This window comes from Roseobacter sp. HKCCD7870, assembly GCF_037830315.1.
GTDB lineage: Bacteria > Pseudomonadota > Alphaproteobacteria > Rhodobacterales > Rhodobacteraceae > M30B80.
Genome location: NZ_JBBLYO010000001.1, coordinates 1,495,338 through 1,508,939 on the forward strand (window position 1 = coordinate 1,495,338; position 13,602 = coordinate 1,508,939).

Below are 13,602 nucleotides of genomic sequence, written 5' to 3' on the forward strand. Positions count from 1 at the left end.
AGGCTTAGCCATATAGGCATAAGCCAGTAACGACCCATGCCGCATACGCGGCCATGCCCTGCGGAGGTGTGATGAACTATCTCGATTTCGAAAAACCCTTGGCCGAGATTGAAGGCAAGGCAGAAGAGTTGCGCGCAATGGCGCGTGGCAATTCTGAAATGGATGTCGAGGCAGAGGCAAAAGCGCTGGATAAAAAGGCGCAAGATATCCTGAAGGATCTCTATAAAAACCTCACCCCTTGGCGCAAATGCCAAGTTGCGCGTCACCCCGACAGGCCACATTGCCGCGATTACATCAACGCGCTGTTCACCGAATATACCCCGCTTGCTGGGGATCGGAACTTTGCCGATGACCACGCCGTGATGGGGGGGATTGCACGATTCAATGATCGCCCCGTTGTGGTGATTGGTCACGAAAAGGGCAATGACACCAAATCACGCATTGAACATAACTTTGGCATGGCGCGGCCCGAAGGCTATCGCAAAGCCGTGCGTTTGATGGATATGGCTGATCGATTTGGCCTGCCTGTTGTCACTTTGGTCGACACCCCTGGCGCCTATCCTGGAAAAGGGGCTGAGGAACGCGGCCAATCTGAGGCCATTGCGCGGTCAACGCAGAAATGCCTCGAAATTAGTGTGCCTTTGATCAGCGTGATTATTGGCGAAGGCGGATCAGGCGGCGCCGTGGCCTTTGCCACCGCAGATCACCTCGCCATGTTGGAACATTCGATTTACTCGGTCATCAGCCCCGAAGGCTGCGCCTCAATCCTCTGGAAAGACGCCGAACGGATGCGCGAAGCCGCAGAGGCCTTGCGCCTAACTGCACAGGATTTGCAAAAATTGGGCGTCTGCGACCGCATCATCCCCGAACCAATGGGCGGCGCGCAGCGCGACAAAGCGGCAACCATCGCGGCAGTTGGTCAGGCCATCGAGGCGATGCTTGCCGCAACAAAGGGCATGGATCGCAAAAAGCTGATTTCTGCACGGCGCAAGAAATATCTTGATTTGGGCTCGAAGGGCTTGGCGGCCTAAAGCCCCGTTTCGTCCATCAGTGCATCTGAGGCGGCCTCGATCTCGCGTTCGAGATGCGCCATCACCTGCTGCACATCTTGCCCTGCGGGGATCGGTGGCAAAAACTTAACCACCGCGAGACCAGATTTGCGCGCAATGCCGATGCGGGGCCAGAACAGGCCGACATTGGTCGCCGCGGGCACACATGGCATTTTTGTGCGTTCGACCAATACGCCCACCCCAACCCTATAGGGCTTACTGACACGCGGGGCCACACGGGTGCCTTGCGGGAATATGATCAACTGCCCCTCATCGCCCATGCCCGCCAACACGCCATCGACCATAGCTTGAATGGCCTGCCCCCGCTTGCCGCGGTCAACCGCAACACAGCCAAGCCGCGCTGCATACCAGCCCAAAAAAGGCGCGTTTTTGAGGGATTTCTTCATGATGAATCGCGGGCGCGGAAGCACCGAGGTCAGGATGATAATATCAAAAAAGCTTTGATGCTTTGAGGCCACAATCACCTCACCCTGAGGCACATCCCCCCGCACCTCTGAGCGCAGACCAACCAATAGCGCCGCCGTCCACCGCACATAACGCGCATAAAACCGCACGCCTGCCACAGCGCCTTGGCGCGAGACAATCGCCCATGGGGCGAAGGCCAGCGCGACAAACGGGATCATCAGATACATCTGACCAACAAAGATCAGGGATCTTACCCATTGGATCATGGCATGCCTCGCAAAGTTCGGAAGGCCGCAGCCTTGGTCGCTTGGAAAGACACAAAAGCGATCATCACGGGAATAATCAAGGGCAAGAACCACTCAAGACCCGAAAAGCTGAGACCCACCATAAAGCTTTGCGCGCTTGCTTGATTTGGAAAAACCAACAGCGCGCCTATCCCAAGCGCAGCGCCGCACCCGCCCCCAATCAAACTGCGCAAGGCAAATCTTCGCACGAAGGCCCCCGCGATATAGGCATCACGGGCACCAACCAATCGCAAGACGCGGATCACCTGCACATTGGCCGCAAGCGCTGCTTGCGCCGCCAAACTGACCATTGCAACCGTTGCGGCAAAGATCAAAGCCAGCGCCAGATACCCCATCATGCGCAACCGCCCCGCCGCCGAGATCAACGCCGTGCGCCATGTATCATGATTATCCAAAACAGCATCAGGCGCCTCAGCTTCCAAACGCCAAGGATAGGGCCAAAGCGAATACGGCCAAAAAGGCCATCGCTGCAGATGCAAAAATTGTAAAGCGTGCCGCCGTGCCTGTGAGGGCACCACCCGATCCGAGGCTGCATCGCCGAAGAAAACAGCCAGCATATTCAGGAGGAAGCTCAAAAATCTGCCCCCGCACATTGCAGCTTACCGCCCACAATCCGCAACACCCGCGCCGCCACATGCTTCTTTGCCGCGCGGATAAAGGCGAGATCATGTGTCGCCACCAGAACCGCTTTGCCGAGGCGGTTCAACTCCACCAAAAAGCGCAACTGCCGCATCGCCATTTCCCAATCGACATTGCCCGCTGGCTCATCCGCCAAGATCACATCAGAGTCCATGATAATCGCCCGCGCCAATGCCGCGCGCTGCCGTTCCCCGCCTGATAGTTCGAGGGGCAACGCGGCAGAGCGGTGACGCAGATCAACCCAATTCACCAATTGCGTGAGATTGCGCCGCTCCGCCTCGGATATGTCACGCCCCGCCACATAAAGCGGCAACGCGATATTTTGTACGACATCCAAATGATCCAAGAACTGGCAATCTTGATGCACAACACCGATCCTTTGACGCGCAAGCGCCAGATCATCGCGGGCCATTGTAGCACTGTCATGCCCCATCAAACGAACCTGCCCAGAAAGCGGGCGTAATTCGCCATAACACAATTTGAGAAAGGTGGTCGTGCCTGACCCCGAGGGGCCCGTCAGAAAATGGAACGAGCCTTTGGCCAACCGCAAAGACATTTGCGACAGAACCATATCAGATCCATAGCCATAAGACACATCTTGTAATTCGATCACGAATTTCCCCAAAGCACAGCTAGCACCTTCCTTTGATGCCCGATGCTGTGTTCTGTTGCAATCGCACTGCAACAAATACTTGCGCATCACTGCCTTGGATTGCCCATGCAGCATTGCTAAATGGGGAAGAATACCGCCATATAGAGGCGTTACGCGGCCCCCGTGCAAAGATTGAACTCAAAGGGATTATACCACCCATATGCGCCTAACTTGTACAAATTGCGGCGCGCGTTACGAGATTGATGACGCGCTAATCCCTGCTGAAGGGCGGGATGTGCAATGTTCCAATTGTTCGACCAATTGGTTCCAGTCTGGTGCGGTTGCGGTTGACCCGTTGAGCGCAGCACCTGCAAGCCCTGAACCTGCAAGCCCCGCGCCAGAGGCCCCACGCCGTGAGCTTGACCCAAGCTTGCGGGCACTCCTGCGCGAAGAGGCGGAGCGCGAAGAGCGCCTGCGCCGCGAAGAAGCCGAAGGTTTGGAGCGGCAGGATGAAATGGCGCTGCATGACCCTGCGCCGACAAATACAGCCGCGCCAGAGCCGCGAACTCCAGAACCGCAAACCAAAGATCGCGCAACGCTGTTGCCAGATATTGAGGAAATCAACGCCTCGCTTCAGCCGCAAAAGGCTGCGCCACGCCCCGCGCCGAAACAGCAAAGCGCAAGCCAAGCAACGGCACCTGACGCAGCACGCCGCAAGGGTCGCAATGCAGGTCTATTGCTGAGCTTGGGATTGGGCATGATTGCAATAGGGGTTTACAGCAATGCCGCCCAGTTGGGCGAAGCTGTGCCCACCGCCGCGCCTTATCTAACCCAATATGCCAACGGTGTAGATGCACTGCGTGACCAAATCCTAGACTGGCTGCGCGAAACTTTGCCTGCGCTTCAGGCACAGATTACAGCCTTGATCGCCTCTTTCACTCAGTAAGGCTCAATCAAACGTCTGAGATAATCACGCTCTTGATCTGGGCGCGTGGTTTCACCCGAGCGGCGGCGCAGTTCCTCAAGCAATTCCTCTGCACGCCGCGCGGCCTCTTGGCGGGACAATGGCCCGCCTGCCACACCTGCCCCTTCGCCCCCCGTGGCGCGCCCAAGCGGGTCGGTCAATGGGCGCGCAGATCCTTGCTGCTGCCCACCTTGCTGCGCCTCACCCATCTGCGGCGCATCATCCTCGCGTGGGGTGCCGCCCTCATCGGCAAAAGCGCGCCCCAACTGATCCATACCCTCGCGCAATGCATCCATAGCGTCCGCCTGACGATCTAAAGCACCCGGCATATCGCCCTCTTCCAAAGCGCGCGCCGCATCACGCATCGCGCGTTCCGCCTCGTCTAAGCGATCCCGCGCCGCTTGGCCTTCTTCACGCCCTTGGCCCGGCAAGTTTTCTGCCTGCTCGCGCAAGCTGTCGCGCAATGCCTCTTGGCGATCGGCAAGGGATTGTTCCCCATCTTGGTCAGAAGGCTCGCCCTGACCAAAACTATCTTGGAAAGACCGAAAACTGTCATCCGCCAAACCCTGCTGTTCACGCAACGTGTCGCGCAGATCTTCCATCGCGCGTTCGCCCGCGGAACCCTGCCCCTGCCCTTGGGTCACTTCCATATTTTCAAGCATTTGTGACAAGGCATCCAGCATCGCCTGCGCCTCGGCCATGCGCCCTTGCTCCATCAACTCCTGAATTTGATCCATCATCTGGGACAGATCATTCATCGACAACTCCATCCCCTCTTGTCCTTGATCGGGGCTGTCCGTGGGGGTGTCACTGGGTTCGGCAGATTGCGCCAATTCACGGATGTAATCATCCATGGCACGCTGTAAATCTTCCATCAGCTGAGCGATCTCTTCGTCACTGGCCCCGCGCCGCATCGCCTCGGATAAGCGTTCTTGCGCTTGGCGAAGGGCCGCCAAAGCATCATCTAAATCAATCTCCTCGAGATCTACCGCCACCTGCCAGAGGATTTCCGCCAATTCATTACGTGTTTCACGAGCCAGGGGCGCAGGGGCCGCCTCTATGCGGCGAATAACACTGCGCAGGGGCAAATAGGTTGCCTCATCCTCTAAATAGGTCTGCGGTGCATAGGTGATGGCGCGCAAAACCTGCGCCACGCGCGGCGCATTTTCAACCGACCACAAAAGGTCACGGCGCTGTTCAATGAGGCTCGCCGCGAGCGGGTCAAAAAACCTTCGGGATGGCAAACGTGCCACCTGCAAGGTCGCCCGACCCGTTTGGCCCAAACCATCTTCAACTGTGACAGTGAGGGTCACGGGTAAGTTCGCCAAAACGGATTTGGAGAGATCTTCGATCAAGGTTTCCGAAAAAGCCGCCCGATCCCCCGAAAACGGCATCGGCAAATCAAAAACCAAATCATCGCGGGGTTCAGGCGGAACGCTCAACCCATAGCGCCGCGTCACAGCCTCTAGATCAAGCGATAGGGTGGCCGCCCCGCCTAAAATTGCAAAATCATCTTCCGCGCGATAGGCAATCGCCGTTTGATCAGGTGCCTCAAGCTGCGGCGCCCCTAATATCGTGACGCTTGGGGGCGCATCAGGGGTCACGATAAAACGCCATGCTGCGTCACCAATCGCGACATCCCCTGATTGCGAGATGATCAGATCATCGGCTAAAGCACCTGCCTGATCGCCAAAGCTATGGGTGACCTCCATCGCATCTGCACTGTCATATATGCGCAAAATCAGACGCGTGCCCGTGACAACTTCAATCGCGCTTGCATCCGCATGTGGTAAATCCTGCAGGTAAAGCGTGGGCAGCCCTGTGTAACGCGGCGGCTCAACCCATGCTTCCCAACTGGGGCCTGCAGCAATCTCTGATCCTTGAGACGGTTGCACCTCACGCGCGGCGTTGCCAAAAATCAGCGCCATCGCCAAAGCGGTCAGCGCAATTAAGCGCAGCGCATAAGGATCACGGCGGGCCAAGTGTGGATCGGGTTTAATCGCCTCAAGCCCCGCAAGATCACGCTGCATCCGCGCCAAATGCGCCTCCCACAGGGCCGCAGTGCGGATTTGACCACGGCCGACCGATATCTCATCCAAATATGCGCTAATCGGGCGATGAGGGTGGCTGTGGTCAAGCCATGCAAGGGCTGCATCACGGCGGGGCCATTGAAATGCGGCAACCCCGCGCCACAGCGTTGTGACAAGTAAGCCCGCCAAAACAATCCAAATCGCAGGGTGCAAAAGAGCCGCCCCCGCGAAAACCCAAACCGCATAGCACAGCGCAACAAGGGACAAAAACGGCCAAAAGGCACCCAAGCCGCGCTCCCAGATCATGGCGGCCCATGTCAGGCGCAGAGGCCAGCGGATCTGCTGTATCACCTGTGCGGTTTTGTCGATCTCGTCCATCAGCCCCATCATCTGCGGCCTGATTCCAACCCAATCAGGCGGGTTCTGGCATTATAGCCATTCAGGAACGATATCGCGGTTGATGATTTCGTCAAACTCTGGACGTTTGCGGATGACGCTGAATTGATCGTCTTTCACCAAAACCTCTGGGATCAGAGGCCGCGTGTTATACTCGCTCGACATAACCGCGCCATAGGCCCCTGCCGACCGAAAGGCCACAAGATCCCCCGCGGCAAGTTTCGGCAGATTGCGGGCTTTGGCGAATGTGTCGCCTGTCTCGCAGACAGGGCCAACCACGTCATAGGGGCGCTGCTCGGCGGCGGCGTCTGCCTCAATCACGGGGATGATATCATGCCACGCGCCATACATCGCAGGGCGGATCAGATCATTCATTGCCGCATCCAAGATCAAGATATCGCGCCCCTCGCCCGATTTCAAATAGATCACCTCGGACACCAAAATCCCTGCATTTCCTGAAATCAAGCGGCCAGGTTCGATTTCAACCTCAACACCCAAATCCCCAACACAGCGCTTGATCAAATCCCCGTATTCAACGGGCAAAGGAGGCGCAGAATTTGACCGCTCATAGGGGATACCCAACCCACCCCCCAAATCTAGACGGCGAATATTATGCCCGTCTGCACGTAAAGCGCGCGTTAAATCGGCCACTTTGTTATAGGCCAACTCGAACGGGGCAAGGTCGGTAAGCTGGCTGCCAATATGCACATCAACCCCGATCACATCTATCGCAGGCAGGCTTGCCGCATAGGCGTAGACCTCATGGGCGCGGGCGATGGGGATACCAAACTTATTTTCAGATTTGCCTGTGGCGATCTTTTCGTGCGTTTTCGCATCAACATCGGGATTAACACGAATGGTAATCGGTGCCGTCACGCCAAGGCTTTGTGCGACCTCGGACAAAACCGCCAATTCAGGCTCCGATTCCACGTTGAATTGCCGAATGCCACCTTCGAGAACGGTGCGCATCTCTGCGCGGGTCTTACCCACGCCAGAAAACACGATTTTCGATCCATCAACACCTGCAGCACGTGCGCGGGCGTATTCGCCGCCAGACACCACATCCATACCCGCGCCCAAATTGCCCAAATGGCGCAATACCGCTTGGTTTGAGTTGGATTTCACGGCGAAACAAACAAGATTGTCCAAGCCTGCAAGCGCGTCTTTGAACAAACTATAATGGCGGGTCAGCGTGGCGGTAGAATAGAGGTAGAACGGCGTGCCAACCTGAGCGGCGATTTCGCGCACGGCAACATCCTCGGCATAAAGCTCGCCGTTCTTATAAAGAAAATGATCCATTGCCCGACCTCCGCACGGCATCTTTTGGGTGCGCCTCGCGCTTATCACCCTTGCGCGCGGTTTCAAACCCTCTCTGGACAGGTAGGGGTCTGCGCCCTAGGTTCCGTGCAACGATATTTCTCCAAAGGGAAACGCATATGAGCGATCAGGCAAAAACCATCATCATCGAGGCACATGGTGGATCTGAGGTCTTGAAATTGGTTGAACGGCCCGTGGGTGACCCACAGGCGGGCGAGGTTAAAATCCGCCACAAAGCCGTTGGGCTGAATTTCATTGATGTTTATCAACGCTCTGGCCTGTATCCAATGGCGCTGCCCCGTGCTTTGGGTATGGAAGCCGCAGGGATTGTCGAGGCGGTTGGCGCAGGTGTAACCCATCTCAAAGAAGGCGACCGCGTGGCCTATGCGGCGCAACCGCCCGGGGCCTATACCGAGGCCCGCGTCATGCCTGCCGCGCAAGTCTGCCTTCTGCCAGATGCGATTTCCTTCGAGGAGGGCGCGGCAATGATGCTGAAAGGTCTGACCGCACATTACCTGTTTCGCCGCACCACCGAGATCAAGCGCGGGGATCGGGTGTTGTTCCACGCGGCGGCAGGCGGTGTTGGTTTGATTGCCTGCCAATGGGCGCGTTCCGAAGGGATCGAATTGATCGGAACTGCAGGGTCTGACGCAAAATGTGCGCTGGCGCTTGCACATGGCGCGACCCATTGCATCAACTACAGCACCGAGGACTTCACCGCGCGCACCCGCGAGATCACTGGTGGGACAGGCGTTGATGTTGTGATGGATTCCATAGGCACCGCCACATTTGAAGGCTCGCTTGACTGCTTGCGACCCTTGGGGATGATGATATCCTTCGGCAATGCCTCAGGCCCTGTGCCGCCCGTATCCCTGGCGACATTGGCGGGCAAAGGATCGCTCAAGATCACACGCCCCACATTGTTCACCCATATCGCGGATCACGATACCTGCCAAACCATGGCGCGCGAGTTGTTCGAAAAAGTCACGGCAGGGGACGTGACAATCCGCATTGATCAGCGATTTGCGCTTGAGGAGATTTCTAAAGCCCATGATGCGCTAGAAGCGCGGGCCACCACAGGATCAACCATCCTGACGTTGGATTAAGCCTCAGACTTCGTGGCGGGAGCGCAAGAACAAATAAAGCGGCAGGCCGCAGCTGACCCCGATCCCGTAAATAGCGGGGATTGCCAAAAGCGACACCCAATCGCGCCGCGCAATCCCCTCAACCAATATCCAAACGGTCAGGGTGACAGCGGCAATGGTCAAATCCCAGACCAAACCCGATGAAGCATCATTGGCGTGCCACGCATCCACCATCGCCATAATCGACCAGTCATTCGCGGCCAACCAAGGCAGGAAATATTGCATTGGCAAAATCGTTCCCAAAATAGCAAAGCCTAGGTAGATCATTCGCAGTTTCGACATTCGGCTTCCCCTTTTGCCCATCTTCTGCGCAGCAGATAGCACGCGCGCAAGTTTTGCAAATTATTCAGTCGTAACGCGACAATATATTGTCGCGTATCAATTGACCCCCTGACCCAGATCGCGCTACCTGTTCCTGACAATTTACGCCCAGACCACCCGACTGTCGGAAGGAACGAGACCCATGGCGGATATAGAACGCGAATCCGTAGAATATGATGTCGTCATCGTTGGCGCAGGCCCATCAGGCCTATCTGCCGCGATCCGTCTCAAGCAACTTGACCCCGATCTCAGTGTGGTCGTGCTTGAAAAAGGGTCAGAGGTTGGGGCGCATATTCTGTCAGGTGCGGTGCTTGACCCCGCAGGGCTTGACGCGCTGATCCCTGATTGGAAAGCCAAAGGTGCGCCTGTTACCGTGCCTGTGCGCGAAGATAATTTCTACATGCTCGGCGAAGCGGGCGGCATTCGTCTGCCCAATATGCTGATGCCACCCTTGATGAACAATCACGGCAATTACATCGTTTCGATGGGCAATGTCTGCCGTTGGTTGGCCGAGCAGGCCGAAGGCTTGGGCGTTGAGATTTTCCCGGGCATGGCCTGTTCTGAATTGGTTTATGCGGATGACGGGTCTGTTAAAGGGGTCGTTGCGGGCGTGTTTGGTCTGAATGCGGATGGCACCCCTTCAGACGGCTTTGAACCGGGTATGGAACTGCACGGCAAATATGTCTTCTTGGGCGAAGGCGTGCGCGGCTCGCTGACCAAAGAGGTCATTTCAAAATTCGCCCTTTCCGAGGGCAAAGAACCGCAGAAATTCGGCCTTGGGATGAAAGAGATTTGGGAAATTGACCCCGCTAAGCACCGCGAGGGGACTGTGACCCATACGATGGGTTGGCCGCTTGGGAATAATGCAGGCGGCGGCAGCTTTGTATATCATCTTGATAACAATCAAGTTTATGTGGGTTTCGTGGTGCATTTGAACTATGAGAACCCGCATCTCTACCCCTACATGGAATTCCAACGCTTCAAACATCATCCGATGATTGCTGCGTTGTTGAAGGGTGGAAAACGTGTTGCCTATGGCGCGCGCGCGATTTCCGAAGGCGGCTATCAATCTATGCCAAACCCTGTCGCGCCAGGTGTTGCGATTTTGGGCTGTGGCGTGGGCCTTGTGAACGTGCCGCGTATCAAGGGCAACCATAACGCGATGCTCTCGGGTATTGCGGCCGCCGAAGCGGCGCATAGCGCGATCAAGGCGGGCCGCTCAAGTGACAGGCTGGACGATTACGCCACAGCACTCACCGATGGCCCGATTGGCAAAGACCTAAAGCGCGTGCGCAACGTCAAACCGCTCTGGTCAAAATTTGGCCTTTTGGGCGGCCTGAGCTTTGGTGGTTTGGACATGTGGATTGCGAACCTGACGGGGTTCAATCTTTTTGGCACAATGCGTCACGGCAAAACCGATGCCGCCGCAACGGGCAAAGCCAAGGATTTCGCGCCAATCGATTATCCAAAACCAGATGGGGTTTTGTCCTTTGACCGCCTGACCAATGTCAGTTTCTCAATGACCAATCACGAAGAAAGCCAACCCGCGCATCTGCGTCTTGCTGATGCCTCGGTGCCGATTTCAATTAATCTGCCCGAATATGCCGAACCTGCACAACGCTACTGCCCCGCAGGGGTTTACGAAGTTGTGGAGGAAGCGGGTAAAGACGCGCGCTTTGTGATCAATTTCCAAAACTGCGTGCATTGCAAAACATGCGACATCAAAGACCCCTCGCAAAATATCACTTGGGTCACACCGCAAGGTGGGGATGGGCCAAATTACCCGAATATGTGATTGAAAATCGGATTAATTCAGCAGGGCGCGGCATCTTTATCGGGTGTCGCGCCATTGTTTTCATCCGATCAAGCCCCTAATCTCAGTCACATATAAACGGGAGCCACCCTATGCGTCACCTGACAGCCTCAGCCTTGATCCTTGCCCTGTCTTTCGGCGGGCAAATACACAAGGCCGAGGCGCAGATTGTGAACCGTGACACAAGCGCGGGGGCCTATCTCGCTGCGCGGCATGCGCTGAACGAAAGCAACTATCGGGTTGCAGCGAATTATCTGGATCAATTGCTGGCCTTAGATCGCACGAACGGGGATTTGGCCATCAATGCGATCCTTTCCTATGCGGCCTTGGGGGATTGGTCACGAGCCGCCGAGATTTCAACCACCATCAAAGACGACAATCCAAGCCGTGAATTGGCAGATTTGGCGATCTTGGTCGACCTTTTGCAGAGAGGCGATGTTGAGGCCGCATTCACCCGCATCCGCGCTGAGCGGGGCGCGGGTCTATTGGTGGATGATCTGATTGCGGGCTGGCTTTACCTTGCACAGGGCCAAATGGATCTCGCAAGCGACAGTTTTAATGGGCTTGCGGGGGATCAGGGCCTTGCCGATCTCGCCTATTACCACTTGGCCCTCGCCCGTGGTGCGGTCGGCGATTTCGAGGGTGCCGCACAGATTTATGAGGGCGTGGAATTCAATCTGGGCGCAGCAGGATCACGCATCCTGCGGGCCTATGCGCAAACCTTGGTGCAACTTGACCGCGCGGATGACGCTGTGGCGATGTTGGACGGCGTCTTGTCCCAAAATCGTGATCTCAGCCTTGCGGCCCTGCGGGATGACATCGCGACCAATCCAACCCGCAGCTATGATTTTGTGGTCACCCCGCAGCAAGGTTTGGCGGAGGTTTTCTTCACATTGGCCGAGGCCTTAGGGCGCGAGAGCGGGCCGACCCTGCCGCTGATTTACGCACGAGCGGCCTATCACATCGACCCCAATCATCCGGAGGCTGCGCTTTTAAGCGGAGATCTGTTGGTGGAAACGGGCCAGTTCGAGCTGGCGGTTGAGATCTATGGTGCCGTGCCTGCAGATCACCCCTTAGCCCTTGAGGCAACGATTGGCCGTTCTGATGCCTTTGCCCGCACAGGCCGCAGTGATGAAGCGATCACAGCCCTGCAAGACCTGATTGCCGCAGAGCCACAGCCCTTTGCCGTTCATGCACAGCTTGGCGATTTGCTGCGCCGTGACGAGCGGTTCACCGAGGCCGCAGCGGCCTATAGCCAAGCGGTAGAGCTGATTGATCAAGAAGATCCAAGGTTCTGGTTCCTGTTTTATGCGCGCGGGATTTGCTATGAACAAACCGATGAATGGGATGCAGCCGAAGCAGATTTCCGTAAGGCGCTGCGCCTAAGCCCTGACCAAGCCTCCGTGTTGAATTACTTGGGCTATTCTTTGGTGGAACAACGCCGCAATCTAGACGAGGCGTTGACGATGATCGGACGAGCGGTCGCGCTAGAACCCGAGTCTGGCTATATCGTAGACAGCCTTGCTTGGGTCTATTTCCGTCTTGGTCGCTATCAGGAGGCAGTCGCGCCAATGGAACGCGCGGTCGAATTGCTGCCCACTGACCCGATCGTCAATGATCATCTGGGCGATGTCTATTGGAAGGTTGGCCGTCAACGCGAAGCGCGGTTCCAATGGGAACGCGCGCTGTCCTTTGAACCGACCGAAGAAGATGCTGAGCGGATCAGACTGAAACTTGAGCTCGGTCTGGATGCGGTTCAGCAACGCGAGGTCGAAGGGAAATGACCCTGCGGCCCGCACGCGCCAAGCTCAATCTGGCTTTGCATGTGGTGGGCCAAAGGGCGGATGGGTATCACTTACTCGACTCGCTTGTGTGCTTTGTTGAGGTGGCAGATTACCTTGAAATCAGCCTAGCAGAGGAGCTTACCCTCACAGTTTCAGGTCCTTTTGCCGAGGGTGTGCCCACCGATCAGCGTAATTTGGTGCTGAAAGCGGCGGGTCTTTTCCCGCGCATAAAGGGCCAAGGTGCTGCAATCCATCTGGTCAAAAACCTGCCCCATGGCGCAGGTATTGGCGGCGGGTCGGCCGATGCGGCAGCCACTTTGCAGGGGCTTGCAGACCTATGGGGATGCGATCTGCCCCCGCGCGATGCGATCCTATCTTTGGGCGCAGATGTGCCAGTGTGCCTCGAAACTGCGCCCGTTTATATGCGCGGCATTGGAGATGAAATCACCGCCGCGCCCACGCTGCCGCCGCTTTGGGCGGTTTTGGTCAATCCCAATCTGCCACTGGCCACACCATCTGTATTTGCCGCGCTGACCACCAAGACTAATCCCGCACTGTCGGCATGGCATGATGATTTTTGGACTTGGATCGCCGCGCAACGCAATGATCTACAAGACCCCGCCATCGCCCTTTGCCCAGAGATTGGCAGTGTTTTGGCAGAACTACGCCGCACCAAAGATATGCGTCTGGCCCGTATGAGCGGATCAGGCAGCACCTGCTTTGCCCTTTATGACAGCGCCGTTACCGCTGAAAAGGCCGCCGCAGACCTCGCGGCCAACAAGCCGCACTGGTGGGTCAAAACGGGTGCAGTTCTTCGTTAA

12 protein-coding genes are annotated in these 13,602 nt (G+C 56.7%); 6 read left to right on the top strand and 6 right to left on the bottom strand.

The window, feature by feature from the left end:
* The first annotated feature begins 71 nt into the window (after window positions 1–71).
* On the top strand, window positions 72–1,031 hold the full coding sequence (locus tag AAC637_RS07530; protein WP_340302975.1) for an acetyl-CoA carboxylase carboxyltransferase subunit alpha: 960 nt from the start codon (window positions 72–74) through the stop codon (window positions 1,029–1,031).
* On the opposite strand, the gene AAC637_RS07535 is transcribed toward AAC637_RS07530, so the two are convergent.
* Genes AAC637_RS07535 through AAC637_RS07545 form a run of 3 tightly spaced genes read right to left on the bottom strand, consistent with a single transcriptional unit; the run spans window position 1,028 to window position 3,032 of the window.
* On the bottom strand, window positions 1,028–1,741 hold the full coding sequence (locus AAC637_RS07535; RefSeq protein ID WP_340302976.1) for a lysophospholipid acyltransferase family protein: 714 nt from the start codon (window positions 1,739–1,741) through the stop codon (window positions 1,028–1,030). The two genes, AAC637_RS07530 and AAC637_RS07535, sit on opposite strands and share 4 nt — an antisense overlap.
* Window positions 1,738–2,337, bottom strand: coding sequence for a cell division protein FtsX (locus AAC637_RS07540; RefSeq protein ID WP_340302977.1), 600 nt, complete (start codon window positions 2,335–2,337; stop codon window positions 1,738–1,740). The genes AAC637_RS07535 and AAC637_RS07540 overlap by 4 nt, the downstream gene beginning before the upstream one ends.
* A 14-nt stretch (window positions 2,338–2,351) precedes the next feature.
* Window positions 2,352–3,032: a cell division ATP-binding protein FtsE gene (locus AAC637_RS07545; protein ID WP_340302978.1), complete on the bottom strand. Its 681-nt coding sequence runs from the start codon at window positions 3,030–3,032 to the stop codon at window positions 2,352–2,354.
* Between the two features lie 199 nt (window positions 3,033–3,231).
* On the opposite strand from AAC637_RS07545, the gene AAC637_RS07550 reads away from it, so the two are divergent.
* Complete coding sequence (locus AAC637_RS07550) at window positions 3,232–3,957, top strand: zinc-ribbon domain-containing protein (protein WP_340302979.1); 726 nt, start codon at window positions 3,232–3,234, stop codon at window positions 3,955–3,957.
* Here the strand turns inward: AAC637_RS07550 and AAC637_RS07555 are convergent.
* Together AAC637_RS07555 and lysA are read right to left on the bottom strand one after the other, a co-directional pair.
* Window positions 3,951–6,395: a DUF4175 domain-containing protein gene (locus AAC637_RS07555; protein WP_340302980.1), complete on the bottom strand. Its 2,445-nt coding sequence runs from the start codon at window positions 6,393–6,395 to the stop codon at window positions 3,951–3,953. The two genes, AAC637_RS07550 and AAC637_RS07555, sit on opposite strands and share 7 nt — an antisense overlap.
* A gap of 39 nt (window positions 6,396–6,434) precedes the next feature.
* Window positions 6,435–7,700, bottom strand: coding sequence for a diaminopimelate decarboxylase (gene lysA, locus AAC637_RS07560; protein ID WP_340302981.1), 1,266 nt, complete (start codon window positions 7,698–7,700; stop codon window positions 6,435–6,437).
* Window positions 7,701–7,837: 137 nt separating this feature from the next.
* Between lysA and AAC637_RS07565 the strand changes: the two genes are divergently transcribed.
* Complete coding sequence (locus AAC637_RS07565; RefSeq protein WP_340302982.1) at window positions 7,838–8,824, top strand: quinone oxidoreductase family protein; 987 nt, start codon at window positions 7,838–7,840, stop codon at window positions 8,822–8,824.
* Window positions 8,825–8,827: 3 nt separating this feature from the next.
* On the opposite strand, the gene AAC637_RS07570 is transcribed toward AAC637_RS07565, so the two are convergent.
* On the bottom strand, window positions 8,828–9,145 hold the full coding sequence (locus AAC637_RS07570; protein ID WP_340253046.1) for a DUF2834 domain-containing protein: 318 nt from the start codon (window positions 9,143–9,145) through the stop codon (window positions 8,828–8,830).
* Between the two features lie 181 nt (window positions 9,146–9,326).
* Here AAC637_RS07570 and AAC637_RS07575 point away from each other — a divergent pair, with 181 nt between their 5' ends.
* The 3 genes from AAC637_RS07575 to AAC637_RS07585 all read left to right on the top strand — a co-directional run bounded on the left by AAC637_RS07575 (window position 9,327) and on the right by AAC637_RS07585 (window position 13,602).
* The gene (locus AAC637_RS07575; RefSeq protein WP_340302983.1) at window positions 9,327–10,979 is read left to right on the top strand and encodes an electron transfer flavoprotein-ubiquinone oxidoreductase; all 1,653 of its coding nucleotides are present in this window, start codon (window positions 9,327–9,329) and stop codon (window positions 10,977–10,979) included.
* A 110-nt stretch (window positions 10,980–11,089) separates the two neighbouring features.
* Window positions 11,090–12,781 carry a tetratricopeptide repeat protein gene (locus AAC637_RS07580; RefSeq protein ID WP_340302984.1) on the top strand — a complete coding sequence of 564 codons (1,692 nt, stop codon included), beginning with the start codon at window positions 11,090–11,092 and terminating at the stop codon, window positions 12,779–12,781.
* Window positions 12,778–13,602, top strand: coding sequence for a 4-(cytidine 5'-diphospho)-2-C-methyl-D-erythritol kinase (locus AAC637_RS07585; RefSeq protein WP_340302985.1), 825 nt, complete (start codon window positions 12,778–12,780; stop codon window positions 13,600–13,602). The genes AAC637_RS07580 and AAC637_RS07585 overlap by 4 nt, the downstream gene beginning before the upstream one ends.